The sequence below is a fragment of the Brevundimonas sp. NPDC007368 genome (genome assembly GCF_042869015.1).
Lineage (GTDB): Bacteria > Pseudomonadota > Alphaproteobacteria > Caulobacterales > Caulobacteraceae > Brevundimonas.
In genome coordinates this window covers 160,122-183,186 of sequence record NZ_JBIAFA010000001.1, presented here as the reverse complement: position 1 = coordinate 183,186, position 23,065 = coordinate 160,122, and the positions used below count along the sequence as shown (strand labels likewise).

Genomic DNA, 23,065 nt, shown 5'->3' with positions numbered 1-23,065 from the left:
TCCAGGGTTATCCGGATCGGATCAGTGGTTGTCCGCCTTGACCACCGGCAGTTCGTTGAACTGGTGGTGCGGCGGGGGCGACGACAGGGTCCACTCCAGGGTGGTGGCGCCTTCGCCCCACGGATTGGCCTCGCCCTTGCGACGACGGATCGCGGCTTCGGCCAGCATGACCAGGAAGACGGCGACGCCGACGATGGTGATCAGATAGCCGACCGACGAGATGTGGTTCCAGTAGGTGAAGGCTTCCGGGTAGTCGATGTAACGACGCGGCATGCCCTGCAGACCCAGGAAGTGCTGCGGGAAGAAGACCAGGTTCACGCCGACGAACATGATCCAGAAGTGGGTCGCGCCGAGGAACTCGTTGTACTTCACGCCGAACATCTTCTCGAACCAGTAGTAGAAGCCGGCGAAGATCGAGAAGACGGCGCCCAGCGACAGCACGTAGTGGAAGTGCGCCACGACGTAGTAGGTGTCGTGCAGGCTGTAGTCGATGCCGGCGTTCGACAGGACCACGCCGGTCACGCCGCCGAGGGTGAACAGGAAGATGAAGCCCATCGCCCACAGCATGGGCGTCTTGAAGGTGATGGAGCCGCCCCACATGGTGGCGATCCAGCTGAAGATCTTCACGCCCGTCGGCACGGCGATGATCATCGTCGCGGCCACGAAGTAGGCGCGCAGGTTGATGCTCATGCCCACGGTGTACATGTGGTGCGCCCACACGATGAAGCCGATGAAGCCGATGGCGACCATGGCGTAGGCCATGGCGAGGTAGCCGAAGATCGGCTTCTTCGAGAAGGTCGAGACGATGTGCGAGATGATGCCGAAGCCCGGCAGGATCATGATGTACACTTCGGGGTGACCGAAGAACCAGAACAGGTGCTGGTACATCACCGGGTCGCCGCCGCCGGCCGGATCGAAGAAGCTGGTGCCGAAGTTGCGGTCCGTCAGCAGCATGGTGATGGCGCCCGCCAGAACCGGCAGCGACAGCAGCAGCAGGAAGGCCGTGATCAGCACGCCCCAGGCGAACAGCGGCATACGGTGCAGGGTCATGCCCGGCGCGCGCATGTTGAAGATGGTGGTGATGAAGTTGATCGCGCCTAGGATCGACGAGGCGCCGGCGACGTGCAGCGAGAAGATCGCCAGGTCGAACGACGGTCCCGTGTGGCCCATGGTGGAGAGCGGCGGATAAGCCGTCCAGCCGCCGCCGAAGCCCTTGCCCGGGCCGCCGTCGACGAACATCGAGATGACCAGCAGGACGAAGGCGGCGAACAGCAGCCAGAACGAGATGTTGTTCAAGCGCGGGAAGGCCATGTCCGGCGCGCCGATCATGATCGGCGTGAAATAGTTGGCGAAGCCGCCCATGGTCGCCGGCATGACGACGAAGAAGACCATGATCAGGGCGTGAGCCGTGACCGTGACGTTGTAGCCGTGCTTGGAGGCCTCAACGATCCCCAGTTGCTGGATGATCGTGCCTTCCTTGAACAGCTGGATGCCCGGCTCGGCCAGTTCCCAGCGGATCAGACCCGACAGGGCGCCGCCCACCAGACCGGTGAAGATGGCGAACATCAGGTACAGCATCCCGATGTCTTTGTGGTTGGTCGACAGGAACCAGCGGGTGAAGAAACCCGGCTTGTGATCGTGATGATCGTCGTGTGTTGCGGCAGCGGTGGCCATGATCGTTGGGCTCTCGCGTCTTGTTACTGGGCGGCCGGCGCGACGGGCGCGGCAGCGGCTGCGGGGGCCGCGGGAGCGGCGGCGGTCGGGGCGGCGGCGGCGTCAGCAGCCGGAGCGGCGACGACAGCGGCGGCGGGAGCAGCAGCAGCGGCCGCCGCCGCGGCTTCGTCAGCCTTCTTCGTCATGGAACCGCCCTTGGAGGCGACCCAGGCGGCGAACTCGGCCTCGGTGACGACATTGATCTGGATCGGCATGAAGGCGTGGTCGACGCCGCACAGCTCAGAGCACTGACCATAGTAGACGCCGGTCTTCTCGGCCTTGAACCAGGTGTGGTTGATACGGCCGGGGACAGCATCGACCTTCAGGCCGAAGGCCGGCAGGGCGACGGCGTGGATCACGTCCGAGGCCGTGATCAGCAGTTCGACGGTCTTGCCGACCGGAACGACCATCGGCTCATCGGCGGCCAGACGGTAGAGGTGAGCCGGAGCCTTGTCCTCGGGCGTCATGTTCGAAATGTACTCGGCCACGCCCTGATCGGGATATTCGTAGGCCCAGTTCCACTGGTTGCCGGTGACCTTGACCGTCAGATCGACTTCCGGCGTGTCGTGATAGGCGAACAGCAGGCGGAACGAGAAGAGCGAGATGCCGACCAGGATCAGCACCGGCACCACGGTCCAGATGACCTCGATGACCGTGTTGTGGCTCCACTTGGCCGGAACCGGATTGGCGCGCTTGTTGTAGCGGACGGCGATCCAGATCAGCAGGCCCAGCACCAGCAGGGTGATGATCGTGATGACGGGCATCAGCACCCAGTCATGGAAGAAGATCGCCTCGTGCTTCAGCGGCGCGGCGGCGGGTTGCAGGCCGATGCCGCCCGGGGTCGGTTGACCCAGCAGATCCTGCGCCCAAGCCGGCGCAGCGACGAAGGCGGCAAGAGCGGTCGCGGCGACGCCGCCTCCGATCCGCGCCATGGCTCGCGTGCCCATCCCCATTCGATTCCTCATAAACCGTTTCGCAGCCGATACTTGCGAGCAATTCGCAAACACCCCCCGGGTCCTTGCGGACCTCGGCGTTTCAGGCCGGTCCTTATCGGCTCGGCTTGCGCTTGCCAAGCGATCAAGACGCTCAAGTGACGGGATGAGGCGAAAGTTCGGCGGATTAATTCGCTGTCATGTACCGACAGCTACCTTGCACCGCACGATACCTTGCGATACCCATTTGTCATCAACGAAGGGAACGCCATGCCCGACTCCATCGACATCCAACTGAAGAAAGGCGTGCTGGGATTATGCGTGCTGGCCCTGCTGGCCCGCTCCGACAGCTACGCCTACGAGATCGCCAGCCGCCTGTCCGACGCCATCGGCATGGGCGAAGGCACCATCTATCCGCTGATGCGTCGTATGCAGAGCGACGGTCTGGTCGAGACCTATCTGGTCGAATCGCCCAGCGGCCCGTCGCGCAAGTACTATCGTCTCACCAGCGCCGGCCGAACGGCGCTGGAAGGCCAGACCGCCGAATGGCGCGCCTTCGCCCAGGCCGTCGAGGCCCTGGTGGCGAACACCGCGCCGCACAGCGACGCCATCGCGGCGGGCGCGCCGGTCGAACCGGCGGCCTTGACCGACCAATCCGAAGACGCTCAACGGGGAGCTGAACAATGAACCGCGCAGAATTCCTGGCCCGCCTGAAACGCGGACTGGTCGGGCTGCCGACCATCACGGCGAACGAGATCGTCGCCGACTATGAAAGCCATTTCGCCGACGGCGCCGCCGCCGGCCGCACCGAGGCGCAGGTCGCCGAAGCCCTGGGCGATCCCGATCGTCTGGCTCGCGAACTGAAGGCCGAGGCCAGCGCCAAGCGCTGGACCCAGGAACAGTCACCGCCCGCCGCCGCCGGCGCCATCTTCGGCATCCTTGGCCTGGGCGCGATCGATATCCTGATCCTTCTGCCCATCGCCCTGCCGATCTTCGGCACGGTCCTGTCCATGCTGATCGGCGGGGTCGGGGTCTTCGTGGCCGGCGGTTTCGTCATGGTGGCCGGCTCCTTCATGGGCCTGCCGGGCGGCGCCCTCGCCGCGGCGCTGCTGGGCGTCGGCCTGATGGGCCTGGGCATCTTCATGGTCGCCCTGATGGCCCTGCTGACCAAGTGGCTGATCGACGCCACCATCTGGTACGCCCGCCTGCACTACCGCGTCCTGAAACCCGCCCTCGAACCGCAAGCCTGAGCCAAGGGAGAATAATGTCATGATCCGTAATCTGCTCATCATCTCCGCCGCCGGCCTGGTTCTGGCCGTTGTCGGCATCGGCGGCGCCTTCGCCGTCGGCGGCCGCGACCTGGCGCGCCATGACTGGACCTGGGTCGTCACCGACGACGAGCCCGGCGACAGCGGCTTCACCATCGAACGCGGCAAGGTGTCGCCCGAGACCACCCGCACCATCGCCTGGGTCGACGGCGAGCGCCTGGCCATCGATCTGCCCGCGGACGTGGTCTATGACCAGCAGGCTGACGCCCCCGGGATCACGATCACGGGCGCCGAGACCGTGGTCAATCGGGTGCGCTTCGCCAACGGTCGGCTGACCCTGGACGAAGCTCCGCGCGGCGACCGGAGCTATGTCCGCTGGACCCGCACCGGCATTCGCGGCTGGAGCGAGACCGACGCCCTGAAGGTCATCATCAAGGCGCCGTCGGTGAAAGCCTTTGATCTGTCCGGCATGACCGAACTGAAGATCCGCGGCTATGACCAGCCGACGCTGGAGTTGAGCCTGACCGGCGCTTCCGACGTCAAGGTCCAGGGCCGGGCCGGCGCCGCGACGATCGACGCCTCCGGCTCCAGCGACGCCCGTCTGGACGAACTGATCGTCGATGACGCCAAGGTGCGGGTCAGCGGCTCGGGCGACGTCCGCGTCGGCCCCACGGGCAAGGCCGACGTCGACGTCTCGGGCAGCGGCGACGTGCGCCTGACGCGCCGTCCGGCCGAACTGCGCCAGTCGGTCAGCGGGTCCGGCGACGTCACCCAGGACTGATCGCCCGCGTCGAAGACGACTTTACGGCCCCTTTCGCAGCGCGAGAGGGGCCGTTCCGTATGCGGAACCCGTGACGCGAGGCGGTCGAGCGCCTATCTAGCCTCCATGAGCACCGTCGCCTCCCCCTCCCCCATCCTCGACGCTTCCGGCGTGGCCCCCGACGAGGCCCTGTCCATCCTGAAGACGGCCCTGGCCGGCGCGGACGACGGCGAACTGTTTCTGGAAAAGACCGAGAGCGAATCCCTGGTCTTCGACGACGGACGGCTGAAGGGCGCGTCTTACGACGCCGTCGAGGGCTTCGGACTGCGGGTCGTGGCGGGCGAGACCGCCGGCTACGCCCACGCCAACGAGATTTCCGCCGCCGCCATCCGCCGCGCCGCCGACAGCGCGTCCCTGGCCAAGCGCGGCTACGCCGGCCACGCCGCCGAGGCTCCGCGCGCCACCAATCAGAAGCTCTACGACGAGGTCGATCCCCTCGCCTCGCCCGGCTTCTCGGACAAGATCGAACTGCTGTCCGAGATCGACGCCTGGGCCCGCTCCCGCGACCCGCGCGTGGTCCAGGTCTCGGCCTCCATCATCGGCGAGCGCCGCGCCGTCGAGATCCTGCGCGCCGACGGCCGCCTGCTCAGCGACGTGCGCCCCCTGGTCCGACTGAACGTCTCGGTCACGGTCGAGCGCGACGGCAAGCGCGAGAGCGCCTCGTCCGGCGCGGGCGGCCGCGCCGGCTTTGAAGCCTGGATCGCCCCCGACCGCTGGCAGGGCCAGATCGACGAGGCCCTGCGTCAGGCCCTGATCAACCTCGACGCCGTCGACTGTCCGGCGGGCGAGATGGACGTGGTCCTGGGCGCCGGCTGGCCGGGCGTCCTGCTGCACGAAGCCGTCGGCCACGGCTTCGAGGGCGACTTCCACCGCAAGGGCTCCTCGGTCTTCAGCGGCAAGATGGGCCAGCGCGTCGCCGCCCCCGGCGTGACCGTGGTGGACGACGGTTCCATCGCCGGGCGTCGCGGCTCGCTGTCGTTCGACGACGAAGGCACCCCGACCTCGCGCACCGTCCTGATCGAGGACGGCATCATGGTCGGCCTGATGCACGACCGCCTGTCGGCGCGTCAGCTGGGGGCGAACGCCACCGGCAATGGTCGTCGCCAGTCCTTCGCCCATATGCCCATGCCCCGCATGACCAATACCTTCATGGAAGGCGGCAAGGATTCGAAGGCCGACATGATCGCCAGCACCAAGCGCGGCCTCTACGCCGCCAACTTCGGCGGCGGCCAGGTGGACATCACCAACGGCAAGTTCGTCTTCCAGTGCACCGAGGCCTATCTGATCGAGGACGGCAAGATCACCGCCCCGGTGCGCGGCGCCACGCTGATCGGCGACGGGGCCACGGCCCTGACCCATATCCAGATGATCGGCGACGACTTCGCCTTCGACCCCGGCGTCGGCACCTGCGGCAAGTCCGGCCAGGGCGTCCCCGTCGGCATCGGCCAGCCCAGCCTCAAGATCGGCGGCCTGACCGTGGGCGGCACGGCGGTCTGATCGGGGATCAGTCGGCCTTCCAATCCGGGCCGCTGACGTCCAGTCCTCGCGCCTCGGCCTGATCGAGCAATCCGGCTGGCTCAGCGGCGATGCTGACTGGGGCGACCATCAGGGTGGTCTTGGGCGCGGCCATCGCATCAATGAGCGCCTGGCCCCATTGGGCGCGGCCCGCGCGGCGCAGTTCGCCATCCGCGAACCAGGCGCAGCGGTCGATGGCCTGTTCCAGGGGCGTCGCCATCAGGCTGGGCACGTCCTGACGCGCCCAGCTGGACGCCCGCAAGACGACGCCGTCCCGCCCAGCCTCGACGGCGCTCATGGCGGCGGTCAGACAGGCGACCTGGCCCTGATCCGGCACAGCGACCGCTTCATCGATGTGATGGGCGTCCATGTCGCCGACCAGGACCGAAGTCTTGTTCGCCTTCCGCGCCGTGGCGCGGATCACGCTCTCCGCGCTGGGTCCGTTCCCGCGTCCATAGGCCAGTCGGCGGTTCAGCAAGTCCTCGGCGATGGCGACCAGGCCGCGTTCGGAATAGTCCCGCCGGTAATTGACGCCCAGCCGCTGCAGCCGCCCCTGCTGTTCAGCATCGAGATAGTCGGCGACCGTCGTCCCTTGCGGCAGCCGCGCCTTGGCGCGGCGCAGACGCATGAAATCCCCCAGGCTCATCGTCGCCGACTGCGACATGACGATAGCGTCGGCCTGCTGCACCGCCGCCTCCAGCGCCTCGGGTCGCCAGACGATGTCGCGCGGGATCGACCGGGCCGACCCGACCAGGATCACCGTGCTGTCGCCGTCATGGATCCGCCAAACCGGGGCGCCCGACCGGCGCGCGATCACGACGATGTCTTCCAGCTCGGTCGTCGGATCATCCTGAGCGGCGGCGGGCAACCCGAGGATCAGACCCGCCATCGCGGCGAGAAGCGTCATGGATCTCGGCATCCTCGACCTCCCCGGCATTGGTCCAACCTGTATCATTCCGTCTGCTCAGTCGTCAGCGGCGGCAGCCTTCCACGCCGGCCCCTCGATCTCGTAGCCTTCGGCCTCCAGCGCATCGAGCACGCCATTCGGTTCGGCCAGGACGCGCAATTGGGCGACGGCCATGGTCACGCCGGGTTCGCCCAAGGCGGTCTGCACCGCCTCGGCCCACTGACGGCGTAGCAGGGGCGCGATCTCAGGGTCGCCCCAGGGCCAGCACAGACCGAGCGCCTGCTCCAGCGGCTGAGCCATGACCTCTGGCACTCGGCGGGCGCGCCAGTCGGCGATACGGGCGGCGGCGCCCTCCGGCCCGGCCTCGGCGGCCGAAAGGGCGCGTTCCACGCAGGTGGCGTAGGTGGCGGGCGGGGCGGTGATCAGGCTGTCGACGATCTCGTCGCCGCGCACGGTCCCGACCGGGCGCACCGGGATGCGGGCGTCGCGCGCCGCCTTCTTGACGACGTCGGTGGCGTTGCGGGTGCGCCCCCGCTCATAGCCGGCCTTGTCGCTCGTCAGATCCATGCTGAGGATCATCAGGCTGTTGGTGCGCCAGCCGTCGTTTCGCTGATCCGCCATAATCGTCTCGAGTCGCGCCTGAACCTCGGGCGACAGATAGTCGGCGGTCGTCGTGCCCTTGGGCAGGGTCGCCACCGTGCGGATACGCCAGATCAGACGAAAGACGTCGGCGACCGAGGCCCGGCCTTCCTGAGGGAAGAGAATCCGTTGCGCGCGCCGCGTCGCGTCCTCAAGGGCCTCGGGCCGCCACTCGACGTCGCGCGGCACGCCGCTGATGGCGCCGACCAGGATCAGGGTGCGGTCGCCGCGCGTCACCTCCCAGATCGGGGCGTCGGTGCGACGGGCCGTGACGACGATCTCGTCCACCGTGGTCGCGAGCGTCTCGCCGTCCTGCGCTTGAGCGGTAGCGCCGACCGACAGCGAGAGAACAAGCGCCGAAAGAGCGAGGATACGTGAGATCATGTCAGATGGCGTAACAGTATCCAGTCAGGCTGTAATCTGACTATTCGGTAATGCTGTCCGCGATTTAATCCACCTGTCCGGCTTGTAACTGGAGGCTCGGCCTCGCTGCCGTCACACCTTCCCACGACCGAGGGAGAGGACGACGCCATGACCAAGACCATTCTGCTGGCCACCACCGCCGCGCTGGCTTTCGCCGCTGCAGCCCCGGCCCTGGCCGAGACGACGCGCGCCCCCCAGACCGCCGAAGCCAGCGACCAGGGCGTCCTGATCTTCGCGCCCGACTTCTTCAAGGACGCCCGTCCGAACACGGCGCTGGACATGGTCAACCGGATCCCCGGCTTCTCGGTCAACGACGGCGACGGCGCCCGGGGCTTTGAAGGCGCGGTCGGCAACATCCTGATCAACGGCTCACGTCCGGCCTCCAAGAACGACACCGGCTCCAATGTGCTGAGCCGCACGGTCGCCGCCCAGGTGGAGCGCATCGAACTGGTGCGCGGCGGCGCCCCCGGCATCGAGATGCAGGGCTATTCGGTCGTCGCCAACGTCATCCTGAAAACCACCTCCAGCCGCGAACACATCCTGACGACCAACGCCAGCCTGTTCGAAGGCGGCCAGGACCTGTTCGGCGGCTCCTATCAGTTCACGGCCCGCGAGGGCGACCGGACCTGGGGCGTGACCCTGAGTGACGGCATCTCGTCCAGCGACTCCAACGGCGCGGGCTACGTCGTGCGCTCCGACGCCAACGGAAACGTCCTGCGCAACGAACAGTATTACAATGACGGCTACGGCGGCGGGAACTCGATCCGCGGCAACTATTCCAGCCCCTTCATGGGCGGCAAGATCGACCTGACGGCGCGATACGGCATCAACGACTGGCACAACATCAACCGCCAGACCGCGCCGGGCGTCCTGCGCGAAAGCTTCTATGACAACGACGGCAAGAGCGGCGAAGTCGGCGTGGTCTATACGCGGCCGCTGAGCGAGAAGCTGAAGCTGGAGACCCGCTTCATCCACGAGTTCGAGGAGTTCGACAACGTCTCCACCTCGCGCAACCGCGACGGCGCCGTGGTCAGCCCGGAACAGCTGTTCGCCTCCAACGGCAACGGCTCCGAGACCATCCTGCGCGGCCTGGTCCGCTATGAGCGGTCGCCCGCCATGGACTTCGAGGCCGGCGGCGAGGTCGCCTACAACATGCTGGAGACCGAGCAGGCCTATTCGGTCGGCGGCGTGGCCGTTCCCCTGCCCTCGGCCTCGGTCAAGGTCGAGGAGACGCGCGGCGAGCTGTTCGGCAAGGGCACCTGGCGGATCAATCCGAAGTGGACGCTGGAGAGCGGCCTGCGGCTGGAATCCTCGACCATCAGCCAGTCGGGCGACGCCTCGCAGGAAAAGAGCTTCTTCTTCGCCAAGCCGCGCATCCTGGCCACCTGGACGCCCATGGCCAATACCCAGATCCGCGCGCGTTTCGAGCGCACCGTGGGCCAGCTGGACTTCGACGACTTCGCCGCCTCGGCCGAATTCGTCGACGAAAGCGTCTTTGGCGGCAATGTGAACCTGTCCCCGGAATCGCGCTGGGTCAGCGAAGTGACCTTTGAGAAGCGCTTCTGGGGCGAGGGCATCGTCAGCCTGGGCCTGCGCCACGACGAGATCACCGACGCCATCGACCTGATCCCGCTGGACGGCGGACTGGCGGCCATCGGCAACATCGGCGACGGCACCCTGGACCAGCTGGTGCTGAACGTGACCATTCCGACGACGAAGCTGGGCCTGTCGGGCGGCAAGTTCGGCTTCCGCAACACCTGGAACAAGACCGAGGTCACCGACCCCACCACGGGCGAGACTCGCCCCATCTCAGGCGTGCGTCCGACCCAGGCGACCGTCACCTTCCAGCAGGACATCACCTCGTGGAAGCTGCAGTGGGGCGGCGCCTGGATCCCCCTGCTGGGCCAGAAGAACTTCCAGCCGGACCAGATCTCGGGCTGGCGCGGCACCGACTATTACGAGATGTGGGCCGAGTACAAACCGACCCCGACTTTGTCGATCCGCGCCCAGGTCAACATCTGGAACGACTTCGATCAGGAAAGGATCGTCTTCGCCAATCGTGAGACCCGACCTGTGGCCTTCGTCGAGGAACGCTTCGTCGACCCCCGCACCTTCTGGCAGATCCGCGTCCGCAAGACCTTCTAGGGCTCAAGACCAAGACCCCGGCCCGTCTCCTGGAGGAAGCACGGGAAAGAACGGGGCCTCCCCCCGGACCAACTGAAAAGGGCGGCGCCTCCTGCGAGACGCCGCCCTTCTCTTGTCGATCGGGATGTCAGGCGATCAGTGGATGCCCGCCATGCCCTTCTTCAGCAGCGGCGACAGCACCAGCAGGACCACGCCGACGACGACGCCGGTCCAGCCGATGGTCCCGAAGATCGAGCCATAGGTCTGCAGCGCCAATTCGGGGCTGGTGACCACGCCCGCAACGGTGTCGGTCGAGGTGGCCTGGGCGATGAAGCCGGCGGCGATGTGCGCCACGGAGCTCGACAGGAACCAGACGCCCATCATCAGGCCGACGACGCGATCCACCGACAGCTTGGTGATCATCGACAGCCCGACCGGCGACAGGCACAGCTCGCCCATCGTGTGCAGGAAGTAGGTGAAGAACAGGAAGATCAGCGGCACGCGGAAGTCCACGTTGGCCTGGGTCGTCGAAGCCCAGGTCAGCAGCAGGAAGCCGGCGCCGACCAGGACCAGGGCGAAGGAGAACTTCACCGGGGTCGAGGGCTCCATGTTGCGCTTGCCCAGCCACACCCACAGGGCGGCGATGATCGGACCGCCGATGACGATGATGCCCGGGTTGAACATCTGGGTCATGGGCGCATTGAACCACGACGGCATGGCCGTCGACTGGTCGGCGAACAGGGTCAGCGACGAACCGGCCTGTTCGAACAGGGCCCAGAACAGCACCGAGAAGAAGATCAGCGTCAGGGCGACCAGCATGCGGCTGCGCTCGGTGCCGCGCAGCTTGAACACCACATAGCCGACCACCGAAGCGAAGATGAGGCCGGCCAGCCAGGGCAGGGCCGTCTCGATGATGTGGTGACGCTGCATCAGCAGCCAGACCGGCAGGACGGTGACCAGGCCGCCGATCCAGAAGACGGCCTCGAACGGCACGCCGAAGACCTTGCGGGTCTTGAGCATTTCCGGCTGCGGCGGGCCGCCGCGGCCTTCCAGCCAGCTCTGGCCGAGGATGAAGGTGATCAGACCCAGGGTCATGCCGATGCCGGCCAGACCGAAGCCATAGGCCCAGCCGTACTTGATGCCGAGATAGGAACAGGCCGCCGTGGCCAGGACCGAACCCAGGTTGATGCCGACGTAGAAGATGGTGAAGCCGCCGTCGCGACGGGGATCGTTCTCTTCATAAAGGGCGCCGACGACGGTCGAGATATTGGCCTTCAGGAAGCCCACGCCGACGATGATCAACGACAGGGCGAAGAACAGGACCGGCTCCCCAAAGCCGAGGTCGCGAACGGTTTCCAGCTTGTAGCCGTCCGTGGCGGTGAAGGCCGGGAAGCCGCTCGCCTGGGCCACAGCCGGAACAGCGGCGTCAGCCGCGACCGCGGCCGCCGGCTCGGCCCCGACCCTGGACACGCCTTCCGGCGAGATCGTGATCTGGGTGCGCTCGTCGCCGTTGACGGCGAAGATGGCGCGGTTCTGATCGCGGCCTTCGACCTGAAGCTCATAGGTCGTGGCGCCGATGGTCAGGTTTTCACGCCCGCCCGTGCCTTCGAAGGCCATCATGAAGTGACCGGCGACGAGCAGGACGGCGCCGATGATGACCGCCTTGCGCGATCCCAGATACTTGTCGGCCAGCATCCCGCCGACCACCGGCATCAGATAGACCAGCGCGGCGTAGGCTGCGTAGATGCCCTGCGCCTCTTTCGGGCCGAACAGGAAGTGCTGGGTCAGATAGAGGACCAGCAGGGCCCGCATGCCGTAGTAGGAAAAGCGCTCCCACATCTCTGTAAGGAACAGGACCACCAGCCCCCGCGGGTGTCCCAGAAACGTCTTGCGAGGCGCCGCCGACAGCGCGCCCCCCCCATCCGTCGTGCTCAACGGCGTTCTCCCAAATGCTGCGCCCAGACTGGCGCATTAAGGCCGGAGAAACAGCACGACGAAGCCATGCGGACAAGCGTTAACGCCGCGACCCGTCATCGCAATGACGCATTTTTTAAACACCGAACAACAACTTTTACGGGAATGGCTTCAATCTGGAACGCTCTATGCAACCTCCAGCCCCGTGGGTTGTTCGAGTCCCGTTCAGGAATAACGCCGTGTCATGATCCGTCGCTTTCACCCTTCAGACATCCCGGCCGTCAACCGGCTGCACCGCGACGTCTGGTGGCCGGAACGCTCGCCCGAAGGCTGGCGCTGGCTGGACGACAACCCGGCGCGGCGCGAGATGGACGCCCCCTCCGGCTGGGTGATCGAGGGCGCCGACGGCGGGCCTGCCGCCTTTCTCGGCAACTTCATCCAGCGCTTCTGGATCGGCGAGCGCGCCCTGCATGGAGCGACCGGCTTTTCGGTCATCGTTCCGCCCGATCAGAGAGGCCGCAGCCGCGATCTTCTCAGCGCCTTCGTCGCCCAGCCGAACTGCTTTGCGCGATACACGCTGAACGCCAACGCCCGATCCAGCCCCCTGTACAAGAAGTTCGGCATGGCCCCCTGGCCGATCGCGACCCACGGGCTGAAGCTGTCATGGGTCATCAACCCCGTCGCCTGCCTTTACGGCCGCGCCTTGCGCCGGCTCGTGGCGCGCGAGCCGCGCGCCGCGCGCTGGCTCGGCGAACAGCTGATGCCGGGCCGTCGGCGAGCCCTCGACATGACGGGATTGCCTGGCGGGATCTCGGAACTAACAGACCTGTCGGACGCCTCGCCCTACGCCGACTTCTGGACGGCCCTGCGCGACCAGGGGCGGCTGACGGCGGACCGAAGCCCGGCCATGTTGCGCTGGCGGCTGTCCGACCCTGATCTGACGGTCCGCCCGCTTCACCTGGCGCGCCGCGTGAACGGGGAAATCACCGGTCACGCCCTGGCCCTGCTGGGCAAGGGCAATCCGATTGAGCCGCCAATGCTGGAGATTCTCGATCTGGAGGCCCTGGATCGAGACCGGCAGGCGATCCCGGCCCTGGTCGGCGCCCTGCTGAAACTCGCCCCCGCGCTCGGCGCGGCCAAGGTGCGGCTCCAGGTCGTCTCGGAAAGCACCCTGCGCGATCTCGGCGACCTGGCGCGCCGCGCGCGGCGCGAGGGCGGCTGGGGTCACTGCCATGCGGCCTTCACGCCGGGCCTTCTGGGGGCGGGGGGTCAGGACGTCGGCGATTGGCGTCCGACCCCGTTCGACGGCGACTATTCCTTCTGCATCCGGCCCCTGCCCCCGCGCGCCCCGCGCGGTCAATGGCGAAGGCTTTCGGACAAGGAAGTCCCGACCGGATCGAAGGCCTCGGCCTGAGCGGCCGCGCCCGCGGTTCGCCTCGAGCGTCCAGCCCTAGGGCCGCGCCTTCAACTCGTCGCGGATTTCGGCCAGCAGGGCCTCGGTCGGGGTCGGGGCGGCGGCTTCCGGCGCCTGTTCCCGGCGCATCTTGTTGATGCCCTTGACCAGAAGGAAGACGACGAAGGCCACGATCAGGAACTGGATCAGGGTATTGATGAAGGCCCCGTACTGGATGGCCACCTTTTCGACGCCGGCCGCGGCGTCCGCAGGCTTCAGCACCCATTCCAGGTGGGCGAAGTCGACCTTGCCCAGCAGGAGGCCGATGGGCGGCATGATGACCTGATCGACCAGGCTGGTGACGATCTTGCCGAACGAGGCGCCGATGATGACGCCGACCGCCAGGTCGATGACATTGCCGCGCGCGGCGAATTCACGAAACTCGGTCAGCAGGCTCATTTCAATTCAGTCTTTCGTTTCAGGCGTCGCCGGACGCGTTCAGGCGTTCGCGAAGTTCCTTGCCGCTCTTGAAGAAAGGCACGGCCTTGGCGGGCACTTCCACCGTCTCGCCGGTGCGGGGATTGCGGCCGACCCGCGCAGGGCGGCTGCGCACCGAAAAGGCGCCGAAGCCCCGAAGTTCGACCCGTCCGCCGTCGGACAGGGCCTCGGTCATCTGACCCAGGATGACGTTGACGACCCGTTCCACCTCGGCGTGGGTGAGGTGGATGTTCTCGGCCGCCAGCTTCTCGATCAGTTCAGACTTGATCATTCAGGCCCCCGCCCGTGGCTGTTTCAGATGCAGTCGCTTCCGTTCAGGTCCGCACCCTAACCGTCTGACGCCACAGGAATAAAGAGGGCGCATCAGATTAAGAGCGATTCTCAAGGGGTAGCCTCGCCATTGGCGCGGGTTCTTGCCCGTCACGCAAGAAAAAAGGCGGCTGGATTGCTCCAGCCGCCCCATTTTCTGGTCGAAGAGGACGATTAGTCCTTCGAACCGGCCTTTTCGCGAAGCGCGGCGCCCAGGATGTCGCCGAGCGAAGCGCCCGAGTCCGACGAACCGAACTGTTCGATGGCCTCGGCCTCGTCCTTCATTTCCAGCGCCTTGACCGACACCGAGACGCGGCGCGTGGCCTTATCGATGCCCGTGATCATGGCGTCGATGCGATCACCGACGGCGAAGCGTTCCGGACGTTGCTCGTTGCGGTCGCGCGACAGGTCCGACTTGCGGACGAAGGCCGTGACCGGCGCGTCGTCTTCACCGAACTTGACTTCGATGCCGCCCGTTTCGATCGACGTCACGGTGACGGTGATCTGCTGGCCGCGCTTGTAGACGTCGCCTTCCATCGGGTCGCCGCCGAGCTGCTTGACGCCCAGCGAGACGCGTTCCTTCTCGATGTCGACGTCCAGCACCTTGGCCTTGATCGTTTCACCCTTGCGGTAACGCTGGATGGCTTCTTCGCCCGAGACGTTCCAGTCCAGGTCCGACAGGTGGACCATGCCGTCGATGTCGTTGTCCAGGCCGACGAACAGGCCGAACTCGGTGGCGTTCTTGACTTCGCCCTCGACGGTCGAACCGATCGGGTGAGCCTCGACGAAGGCTTCCCACGGGTTGTTCTGGGCTTGCTTCAGGCCCAGCGAGATGCGGCGCTTGGCGCTGTCGACGTCCAGGACGATGACTTCCACTTCCTGCGAGGTGGAGACGATCTTGCCCGGGTGGACGTTCTTCTTGGTCCAGGACATTTCCGAGACGTGGACCAGGCCTTCGACGCCGGCTTCCAGCTCAACGAACGCACCGTAGTCGGTGATGTTCGTGATGCGGCCCGTGTACTTGGCGTTGACCGGGTACTTGGCTTCGACGCCGTCCCACGGATCCGACTGCAGCTGCTTCATGCCGAGGCTGATGCGCTGGGTGTCCGGGTTGATCTTGACGATCTGGACCTTGACGGTGTCGCCGACGGCCAGGACTTGCGACGGATGCGAGACGCGCTTCCACGACATGTCGGTGACGTGCAGCAGGCCGTCGATGCCGCCCAGGTCGACGAACGCACCGTAGTCGGTGATGTTCTTGACGACGCCTTCGCGGACTTCACCCTCTTGCAGCTGGCCGACCAGCTCCGTGCGCTGTTCGGCGCGGGCTTCTTCCAGGATGGCGCGACGCGAGACGACGATGTTGCCGCGCGGACGGTCCATCTTCAGGATGGCGAAGGGTTGTTCCTTGCCCATCAGCGGGCCGACGTCGCGGACCGGACGGATGTCGACTTGCGAGCCCGGCAGGAAGGCCGAGGCGCCGCCCAGGTCGACGGTGAAGCCGCCCTTGACGCGACCGACGATGGCGCCGTTGACCGGCTGACCTTCGGCGAAGACGACTTCCAGACGGGTCCAGGCTTCTTCGCGGCGAGCCTTGTCGCGGCTGATGACGGCTTCACCCAGGGCGTTCTCGACGCGTTCCAGGTAGACTTCGACGTTGTCGCCGACCTTCGGGATGACGGCGCCTTCGCCGATGCCGAATTCGCGGGCCGGGATGCGACCTTCGGTCTTCAGACCGACGTCGATGATGATGATGTCCTTCTCGATGCCGACGACGCGGCCGTGAACGACCTGGCCTTCGCCAAGGTCGCGACCCTGCAGTTGTTCGTCGAGCAGCGCGGCGAAATCGTCGCGCGAGGGGTTGAGAGTGTCGGTCATGGAACTCTGGGGTTGAGGCGCGCAACCGGATGGCCCCGCGCGGGTGGATAAGGATGGAAAAGGGAAAATCAGGTCGTCAGGACGCGAGGCCGGCGCAAGAGGGCGCAAACAGATAAAGCCAGAACGCCCGCGGAAGCCGAGGTCAGGAGCGTTGGATTTGTCCAGCGAGGTCTAAACCCCAGCCCGGACGCGCGCCGCCTCGACGATACGGCGGGCCGCATCGAAGGCGGCTTCTATACCCAGATCGGTCGTGTCCAGCAAGACCGCGTCCTCGGCCTGGACCATGGGGGCGGAATCCCGTCCCGAATCCCGCTCATCGCGACGGCGGATGTCCTCCAGCATGTCATTGAAGGCGATGTCCTGCCCCCGCGCCGTCAGCTGCTTCCAGCGACGCTCCGCGCGGACCTCGGGCGTGGCGGTGACATAGAGCTTGGCTGTGGCGTCCGGGGCGATGACCGTGCCGATGTCGCGGCCGTCCAGGACGGCGCCGCCGGGCTGGGCAGCGAAGTCCTGTTGCAGCTTCAACAGGGCGGCGCGCACGCCCGGATGGCTGGCGACCCGGCTGGCCGCCTCGCCCGCATGGCGCTCGGTCAGACGCTCGTTGTCGGACAGGGTCGATAGATCCAGCGCCAAGGCCGCAGCCTCAGCCGCCGCCCCATCGCCCAGATCCTTGCCCGCATCCAGCACGGCAAGCCCGACGGCGCGATACAGAAGGCCCGTGTCCAGATGCGGCAGGCCATAGTGGGCCGCCAGACGCGTGGCGATGGTGCCCTTGCCCGAGGCGGCGGGGCCGTCGACGGCGATCACCAGAGCAGTCATGAGCGCCCTCCCCAGATATCCCACGCCCCCATCAAGGCGACCGTGAGCGTCGCCAAAGCCAGGAGAGATAAAAAGATGACCGCCCCCCAGAACTGATCCGGCTGCGTCGCCGCGTCGGCGAAGAAGAAGGCGGAGCCTCGCCCTGCCCCAAAGCCGATTTCGCCCGTTCTCGCCGCCGAGAGGAGCCAGACGGTCAGCAGGCCGAAGAGCGCGCCGCCGCCCAGCAGCCGCCCCAAGGGGGACGACATGAAACGTTCGTCCCTCACGACGCGATCTCTCCGCCCAGCCCGTTCATCATCGCGACGAAGCCGGGGAAGCTGGTGGCGATCATGTCCGGGTCCAGCACCGACACAGGCCGCTCAGCCGCGAGGCCGAGGATCAGGTGGCTCATGGCGATGCGATGATCGTGGGCGGTGGCGACGGTCGCGCCGCCTTTCACCGGACCACCGGTGACGATGAAGCCCTCGGCCTCTTCCTCCACCGCGACGCCGCAGGCGGTCAGGCCGGCGACCATCAGCGAAATCCGGTCGCTCTCCTTGACCCGCATCTCGCCAATGCCGCGCATGATGGTGCGGCCCTCGGCATAGGCGGCGACAGCCGACAGGATCGGATATTCGTCGATCATCGAGGCGGCGCGGTCTTCCGGCACGATCACGCCCTTGAGCGCGGAATAGCGGGCCGTGACGTCGCCCACGTCCTCGCCGCCGCTGACACGGCGGTTGGCGATGGTCAGGTCGGCGCCCATCTCGATCCAGGTGTCGAACAGACCGGTGCGCTGCGGGTTCAGCATGACGCCTTCGACCGTCACCTCCGATCCCGGCACGATCAGGGCCGCCGCGAGGGGGAAGGCCGCCGACGAGGGATCGCCCGGCACCGCCACATGAGTTCCGCTCAGCGTCTGTCCGCCCGTCAGGCGAATGCGCCAGCCCTCGCCCTCCTCGGTCACGTCCACCACCGCCCCGAAGGCGCGCAGCATCCGCTCGGTGTGATCGCGGCTCTTTTCCGGCTCGACCACGATGGTGTCGCCCGCCGCGTTCAGCCCGGCCAGCAGGATGGCCGACTTGATCTGGGCCGAGGCCACCGTCTGCACGTATTCGATCCCCGTCAGACCGCCGCCGTGCAGGGTCAGGGGCACGCGGTCCTCGGCCGCGTTCCAGTCGAAACGGGCGCCCATGTCGGCCAGAGGCCCGGTGACGCGCCTCATCGGCCGTTTCCTCAGCGAGGCGTCGCCGTCGAAGGTGGCGCTCAGCTCATAGCCCGCGGCGGCGCCCATCAGCAGACGCACCCCAGTCCCGGCGTTGCCGCAGTCAATGACCGAAGCCGGCGTCGTGAAGCCGCCCTGCCCGGTCACGCGCCAGCGGCCTTCACTCAGCCGCTCGACCTTGGCCCCGAAGGCCTCGACCGCGCGGGCGGTGGCCAGGATGTCGTCGCCTTCCAGCAGGCCCTCGATCTCGGTCACGCCCTCGGCCATGCCGCCGAAGATGAGCGAGCGGTGCGACATCGACTTGTCGCCGGGCGCGCAGACGGCGCCCTTCAGGGAAGCGACAACAGGACGCGCAGTAAGGGTCGAAGAGGCGGTCACCTGGCCAAAAACTCCAATTGTTCAGGAAACGCCGCGCTGGCGCGGATAAGAAGGCTTTTGACAGCGGCCCCCTTGGGTGGCAAGGGAGCCGGCCGAATTCCGGATTTTCAACTCCTGCCGAAGGTTATCCCGTGGCCAAACCCGAACTGGGCCAAAAGCAGGTCTGCCCGAACTGCCAGGCCAAATTCTACGATCTGAACCGTCGCCCGGCGCACTGCCCCAAGTGCGACACCGAGTTCGATCCGCTTGAAGAAGCCATGCGCAACCGCCGCGTTCGCGGTCGCGCCGGCGCCGGCTTCGCCGCCGACGACGAGGCCGAGGATCAAGTCGCCGACAAGTCGGTCGACGGCGACGAAGAGGAAGAGGACGCTGAAGCCTCGACCCCCGAAATCGACGAGGAAGGCCACGAGCCGATCCTGACGCCGGACGACGACGACGACGGCGAACCCGGCGCCGACGACGCCGGCATGGGCTCGTCCGACGGCGACGACGACGACGCCCTGAGCGACGACGACGATGACTCGGTGCCCTTCATCGAGGACGAAGACGACGACAGCCTGGACGATGACCTCGTCAAGCCGTCGCGCGACGACGACTGATACCAAGGGTCGGAAAAATAAGCGGAAAAAAAGTTGTCGGACCGGCTTGATCTCTCAAAAGGCCTGACATAGTTTCCGCCCCTCGCTGGGGGCCAAAATCTCCGGCGAGGCCGACCGAAAGGTTCGGGGCTTTAGCTCAGTTGGTAGAGCGCTTGCATGGCATGCAAGAGGTCAGCGGTTCGACTCCGCTAAGCTCCACCATTCGTCTCGACCCGGTTCGCCGGCACATACCCAAGCCGCAAGGCGCGGGGCTTTAGCTCAGTTGGTAGAGCGCTTGCATGGCATGCAAGAGGTCAGCGGTTCGACTCCGCTAAGCTCCACCATCAAAGGCCTCGCGGAAGCCCCGCGGGGCCTTTGTCCTATCCGTCCCCGATCAATCCTCGTCCATGGCCCGGAACATCGCCTCGGCCTCGTCGAAGCTGTCATAGGCCAGTTGCTCGGGCGGGCGGGCGATCACGAACCAGGTGACGGACCGCTCTGGCGTCAGGGTGCGGGTCTGCTGCCAGAAGCTGCGGTCGGCCCGGGACTGGAGCAGGGTCCATGTCCCCTCCCCCTTGGGCGGCTGAGGCTGCGATCGCGCGTCCATGTCGTCCTCCATCCTGACTGAACCCGCACCCCACAACAGCGCCGCTTGAGAGTCAAAGACGAGATCGCGCCGCGAGGGCGCCGGGCTGCCAATTTGTTGCGGCAAGGCGTATGGAACCCTTCATATCACCCATTCAGAGGCATTTTCCGCCCGTGAGCTCTCCGCTGACCGCTTCCTCCGCCGAGGACCAGACCAAGACCCGCGCCATCGTCCCCGTGTCGATGAAGGGCTATGACGCCGACTTCCAGGCCTTCGCTGACGCTCTGGGCGCCTCCTTCGCCCGCTACGGCTTCGCGGTGATCGCCGACCACGGCCTGGACCAGGGCCTGATCGACGCCGCCGTGTCCGACGCCAAGACCTTCTTCGCCCTGCCGGAAGACGTGAAGCGCCAGTATCACCAGCCCGGCACGGGCGGCGCGCGCGGCCTGACCCCCTTCGGCGTCGAAGCCGCCAAGGGTGCGGCCGCCGTGGACCTGAAGGAATTCTGGCACACCGGCCGCGAGCTGCCGGAAGGGCACGCCTATCGGAAGTACATGCGCGACAATCTCTGGCCGACCGAGGTCGAGGGCTTCCACGAGCACGTCTATGGCCTGTATGCGGGCCTCGATGAGCTTGGCCGTCGCGTCCTCAAGGCCATCGCCCGCTATCTGAAGCTGGACGACGACTACTTCGAGGACAAGGTCCAGCTGGGCAACAGCGTCCTGCGCCTGCTGCACTATCCGCCGGTCCCCGCCGACGCCCCGGGCGTGCGCGCCGGCGCCCATGAGGACATCAACGTCATCACCCTGCTGCTGGGCGCCGAAGAGGCGGGGCTGCAGCTGAAGGACGCCGACGGCGAATGGCTGGACATCGCCCCGCCGGCGGGCGCCCTGGTGGTCAATATCGGCGACATGCTGCAGCGCCTGGTCAACCACGTCCTGCCGTCGACGACCCACCGGGTGGTCAACCCGGCGCCCGAGCGTCGCGGCTTCGCCCGCTATTCGACGCCCTTCTTCCTGCACTTCAACCCGGACTTCCCGATCGAGACCCTGCCGTCGACGATCACCCCGGAAAATCCGGACCGCTATGCGGGCAAGACCATCCTGGCCGAGGACTTCCTGACCGAGCGCCTCAAGGAGATCCGCCTGATCTGACGGATCGGCGCATCGCCGAAGATGAAGAAAGGGCCGGCGGATCGCTCCGCCGGCCCTTTTGCCTGTCCGTCCTCGCCCGCGTCAGCGGGCGATGCGCAGCCGGGTGATGTCCCGGCCGATGGCCTTGAAGGCCTCCTTCAGGTCCGTGCCGCTTTCGGCCTTGAAGAAATGCTTGTCCTTGGAAGACGCGCATTCCTCCATCACCTCAATGGCGGTGTCGATGCCGGCCTTGCCGCGGTTCGTCCCGAGATTGAAGCCCACGGTATAGACGACGATATTGTCCCGCTTCATCGCGTTGCACAGCGTGATGGACTGGCTGAATGGATCGCCGTTCTGGGCGTTGCAGTTGATCCGGGTGTCGGCGTCGCCGTAGCCCGCGTTCGCGGCGAGCACGCCCTGGCAATAGTTGGTGTTGAAATCGCCGTCCGTCATCAGAACGACGGCCTTCAGCGTCTTGGACGGATCGTGGGCCGCAGGTGCGCCGTCGCTCGGCCAGATGTTGCTGAAGTTCGGCGAGATCAGATGCCAGGCCGCGGCCAGACCGATCTGGCCGGCGGTGCCCCCGGTGGCGCTATAGCTGTTGATCTGGCCCTTCAATGTGTCGCGCAGAGACGTCAGCGGCGTGATCTTGGCGGAGGGACAGGCCGACTCGGTCGGATAGAGACGCCCCAGCCAGGCGTCGACGCCCGGCGCCGCGTCGGTGCCTGCGGAGGCGCCGGGCCGTTCAGTCACGCAGTTGGAGATGGTCTTCTGAAGAACACTCCCCCGCATGTTTCTGAATATCCGGACCCTGCAGCCGTCATAGCCGCACTGGGCGTCGCCGCCGCTGGTGTAGGCGGCCTGGGTCGGACCGAGGAGCGTGGTGCGGAAGGTGTTCGCGGTCACGCTGTCCACCTGCCAGGTCGCGTTGAGGTTCGTCATTCCCCGGACGCCGGACACCGCGACATAGTCGCTGTCCGACAGCTTATGATTATTGGACGTCACCACCACGGTGCATCCGGAAGCCAGGCATCGCGTGACGTTGCCGTTAGTCCCGTCCTTGCTGTAGCCGGTCGTGCTGGTTCCGTTGAGGTCGAACGTGTTCGCGTCCCTGACCGTGACCGTATAGGCCCTGTCGTTCAGGCCGCTCATGTTGCTGATGCTCTTGATCCAGACCGAGTCCCCGGTGCTCAAGCCATGGCCGTTGGCGGTCACGCGCGCCGTGCTTGCGCGAGTCACCTTGGAAATCGTGACGCTGGAACCCGCCGCCCACTCCGCCTTGGAGATCGAGGTCGTGCCGACCGGCGCGCCGCGCAGGGCGTTGGCGTAGGTGTCGACGTTCACGCCGATGGAATAGGGCGCGAGGGCGACCTTGGAATAGAAGGGCGTTTGTTCGGTCTGCACCACGATGTCGATGAGCTCGTTCGCCGCCGCCTTGAGATCCTTCAACTTCTGACCGGCCATCGACCCGGTGATGTCCAGCGCCATCGCCACCTCGACGTTGCGCGAGGCGCGCAGGACTTCCGACGACGTGCCGACCGGCAGGTAGTCGTCCATCAGCTTGCCATAGGGCGGCAGAACGATATTGGCGACCAGCACCTTCACGTTCACACGGGCGTTGGCGACGATCTTGTTGTTGTCCAGGGTGAAGCTGGCGGTGTCCTCGCTGTCCGGGTGGAAATAGGCGGGCATGTTCGCCTTGAGCGCCGCCAGTCCGATGCGGTTCAGATTGGTGTCGTCGGTGTATTTCGAGCGCGCAGCGGCCAGGGCGGCCGCGTCCAGCGCATCCTGCAGGTGGGCCTTCACCTTGGAGGCCTGGTGAATGTCGACCGCGCCGAGCGAGATCATCAGCAGGGCCGGCAGCGCCAGGGCGAACATCATCGCGACGTTGCCGCGCGTGCCGCGCACGAAACGCAAAACAAGGCCCCGCGCCCCGCGCGCCAGCCGGTTCAGTCCGTTCATTGCGCCGTATCTCACCGTCTCGGCCCCTGAATTCCGCAGCGGACACAGGTCCGCATTCCGGCGAAGGGTGAC

At 66.5% G+C, this 23,065-nt stretch carries 21 protein-coding genes and 2 tRNA genes; 10 read left to right on the top strand and 13 right to left on the bottom strand.

Annotation, left to right across the window (positions count from 1 at the left end; translation table 11 throughout):
- Window positions 1-21: 21 nt before the first annotated feature.
- The gene (gene ctaD, locus ACFYLW_RS00900; protein ID WP_312065812.1) at window positions 22-1,674 is read right to left on the bottom strand and encodes a cytochrome c oxidase subunit I; all 1,653 of its coding nucleotides are present in this window, start codon (window positions 1,672-1,674) and stop codon (window positions 22-24) included.
- 23 nt (window positions 1,675-1,697) lie between these two features.
- Window positions 1,698-2,666, bottom strand: a complete 969-nt coding sequence (gene coxB / locus ACFYLW_RS00895; protein WP_390182474.1) for a cytochrome c oxidase subunit II — start codon at window positions 2,664-2,666, stop codon at window positions 1,698-1,700.
- 249 nt (window positions 2,667-2,915) lie between these two features.
- Here coxB and ACFYLW_RS00890 point away from each other — a divergent pair, with 249 nt between their 5' ends.
- From ACFYLW_RS00890 to tldD, 4 genes are all read left to right on the top strand, one after another.
- A complete protein-coding gene (locus ACFYLW_RS00890; RefSeq protein ID WP_292083787.1) occupies window positions 2,916-3,332 on the top strand; it encodes a PadR family transcriptional regulator in 417 nt (138 codons plus the stop codon).
- On the top strand, window positions 3,329-3,895 hold the full coding sequence (locus tag ACFYLW_RS00885; protein ID WP_292083788.1) for a DUF1700 domain-containing protein: 567 nt from the start codon (window positions 3,329-3,331) through the stop codon (window positions 3,893-3,895). The genes ACFYLW_RS00890 and ACFYLW_RS00885 overlap by 4 nt, the downstream gene beginning before the upstream one ends.
- Before the next feature lie 19 nt (window positions 3,896-3,914).
- Window positions 3,915-4,694, top strand: coding sequence for a GIN domain-containing protein (locus tag ACFYLW_RS00880; protein WP_313472812.1), 780 nt, complete (start codon window positions 3,915-3,917; stop codon window positions 4,692-4,694).
- Window positions 4,695-4,799: 105 nt separating this feature from the next.
- The gene (tldD, locus tag ACFYLW_RS00875) at window positions 4,800-6,230 is read left to right on the top strand and encodes a metalloprotease TldD (protein WP_390182473.1); all 1,431 of its coding nucleotides are present in this window, start codon (window positions 4,800-4,802) and stop codon (window positions 6,228-6,230) included.
- A 7-nt stretch (window positions 6,231-6,237) separates the two neighbouring features.
- On the opposite strand, the gene ACFYLW_RS00870 is transcribed toward tldD, so the two are convergent.
- A complete protein-coding gene (locus tag ACFYLW_RS00870; RefSeq protein ID WP_390182472.1) occupies window positions 6,238-7,155 on the bottom strand; it encodes a TraB/GumN family protein in 918 nt (305 codons plus the stop codon).
- A gap of 57 nt (window positions 7,156-7,212) precedes the next feature.
- Window positions 7,213-8,178 (bottom strand): TraB/GumN family protein, encoded by a 966-nt coding sequence (locus ACFYLW_RS00865; protein ID WP_390182471.1) that lies wholly within the window; start codon window positions 8,176-8,178, stop codon window positions 7,213-7,215.
- 147 nt (window positions 8,179-8,325) lie between these two features.
- Here ACFYLW_RS00865 and ACFYLW_RS00860 point away from each other — a divergent pair, with 147 nt between their 5' ends.
- Window positions 8,326-10,362 carry a TonB-dependent receptor plug domain-containing protein gene (locus tag ACFYLW_RS00860; RefSeq protein WP_390182470.1) on the top strand — a complete coding sequence of 679 codons (2,037 nt, stop codon included), beginning with the start codon at window positions 8,326-8,328 and terminating at the stop codon, window positions 10,360-10,362.
- Between the two features lie 135 nt (window positions 10,363-10,497).
- Here ACFYLW_RS00860 and ACFYLW_RS00855 read toward each other — a convergent pair whose 3' ends face one another.
- The gene (locus ACFYLW_RS00855) at window positions 10,498-12,276 is read right to left on the bottom strand and encodes a peptide MFS transporter (protein ID WP_390182469.1); all 1,779 of its coding nucleotides are present in this window, start codon (window positions 12,274-12,276) and stop codon (window positions 10,498-10,500) included.
- A 223-nt stretch (window positions 12,277-12,499) separates the two neighbouring features.
- Here ACFYLW_RS00855 and ACFYLW_RS00850 point away from each other — a divergent pair, with 223 nt between their 5' ends.
- Complete coding sequence (locus ACFYLW_RS00850) at window positions 12,500-13,669, top strand: N-acetyltransferase (RefSeq protein ID WP_390182468.1); 1,170 nt, start codon at window positions 12,500-12,502, stop codon at window positions 13,667-13,669.
- 36 nt (window positions 13,670-13,705) lie between these two features.
- Here ACFYLW_RS00850 and mscL read toward each other — a convergent pair whose 3' ends face one another.
- From mscL to aroA, 6 genes are all read right to left on the bottom strand, one after another.
- On the bottom strand, window positions 13,706-14,107 hold the full coding sequence (gene mscL / locus ACFYLW_RS00845) for a large-conductance mechanosensitive channel protein MscL (protein ID WP_390182467.1): 402 nt from the start codon (window positions 14,105-14,107) through the stop codon (window positions 13,706-13,708).
- Between the two features lie 19 nt (window positions 14,108-14,126).
- Window positions 14,127-14,417, bottom strand: a complete 291-nt coding sequence (locus ACFYLW_RS00840) for an integration host factor subunit beta (protein WP_105562595.1) — start codon at window positions 14,415-14,417, stop codon at window positions 14,127-14,129.
- A 212-nt stretch (window positions 14,418-14,629) separates the two neighbouring features.
- A complete protein-coding gene (gene rpsA / locus ACFYLW_RS00835; RefSeq protein ID WP_292083798.1) occupies window positions 14,630-16,333 on the bottom strand; it encodes a 30S ribosomal protein S1 in 1,704 nt (567 codons plus the stop codon).
- Between the two features lie 171 nt (window positions 16,334-16,504).
- A complete protein-coding gene (cmk, locus tag ACFYLW_RS00830) occupies window positions 16,505-17,152 on the bottom strand; it encodes a (d)CMP kinase (RefSeq protein ID WP_390182466.1) in 648 nt (215 codons plus the stop codon).
- Window positions 17,149-17,388, bottom strand: coding sequence for a hypothetical protein (locus ACFYLW_RS00825; RefSeq protein ID WP_390182465.1), 240 nt, complete (start codon window positions 17,386-17,388; stop codon window positions 17,149-17,151). The genes cmk and ACFYLW_RS00825 overlap by 4 nt, the downstream gene beginning before the upstream one ends.
- 26 nt (window positions 17,389-17,414) lie before the next feature.
- Window positions 17,415-18,734, bottom strand: coding sequence for a 3-phosphoshikimate 1-carboxyvinyltransferase (gene aroA / locus ACFYLW_RS00820; RefSeq protein WP_390182464.1), 1,320 nt, complete (start codon window positions 18,732-18,734; stop codon window positions 17,415-17,417).
- A gap of 131 nt (window positions 18,735-18,865) precedes the next feature.
- On the opposite strand from aroA, the gene ACFYLW_RS00815 reads away from it, so the two are divergent.
- The 3 genes from ACFYLW_RS00815 (at window position 18,866) to ACFYLW_RS00805 (ending at window position 19,656) form a co-directional block, all read left to right on the top strand.
- On the top strand, window positions 18,866-19,333 hold the full coding sequence (locus tag ACFYLW_RS00815) for a TIGR02300 family protein (protein WP_292083801.1): 468 nt from the start codon (window positions 18,866-18,868) through the stop codon (window positions 19,331-19,333).
- Window positions 19,334-19,458: 125 nt separating this feature from the next.
- A tRNA-Ala gene (locus ACFYLW_RS00810) sits at window positions 19,459-19,534 on the top strand.
- Window positions 19,535-19,580: 46 nt separating this feature from the next.
- Window positions 19,581-19,656, top strand: a tRNA-Ala gene (locus ACFYLW_RS00805).
- A 50-nt stretch (window positions 19,657-19,706) separates the two neighbouring features.
- Here the strand turns inward: ACFYLW_RS00805 and ACFYLW_RS00800 are convergent.
- The gene (locus ACFYLW_RS00800; protein ID WP_390182463.1) at window positions 19,707-19,919 is read right to left on the bottom strand and encodes a hypothetical protein; all 213 of its coding nucleotides are present in this window, start codon (window positions 19,917-19,919) and stop codon (window positions 19,707-19,709) included.
- A 221-nt stretch (window positions 19,920-20,140) separates the two neighbouring features.
- Between ACFYLW_RS00800 and ACFYLW_RS00795 the strand changes: the two genes are divergently transcribed.
- Window positions 20,141-21,052 (top strand): 2-oxoglutarate and iron-dependent oxygenase domain-containing protein, encoded by a 912-nt coding sequence (locus ACFYLW_RS00795; RefSeq protein WP_312064206.1) that lies wholly within the window; start codon window positions 20,141-20,143, stop codon window positions 21,050-21,052.
- A gap of 81 nt (window positions 21,053-21,133) precedes the next feature.
- On the opposite strand, the gene ACFYLW_RS00790 is transcribed toward ACFYLW_RS00795, so the two are convergent.
- Window positions 21,134-22,993, bottom strand: a complete 1,860-nt coding sequence (locus tag ACFYLW_RS00790) for a ubiquitin-activating E1 FCCH domain-containing protein (protein ID WP_390182462.1) — start codon at window positions 22,991-22,993, stop codon at window positions 21,134-21,136.
- Between the last annotated feature and the right edge of the window lie 72 nt (window positions 22,994-23,065).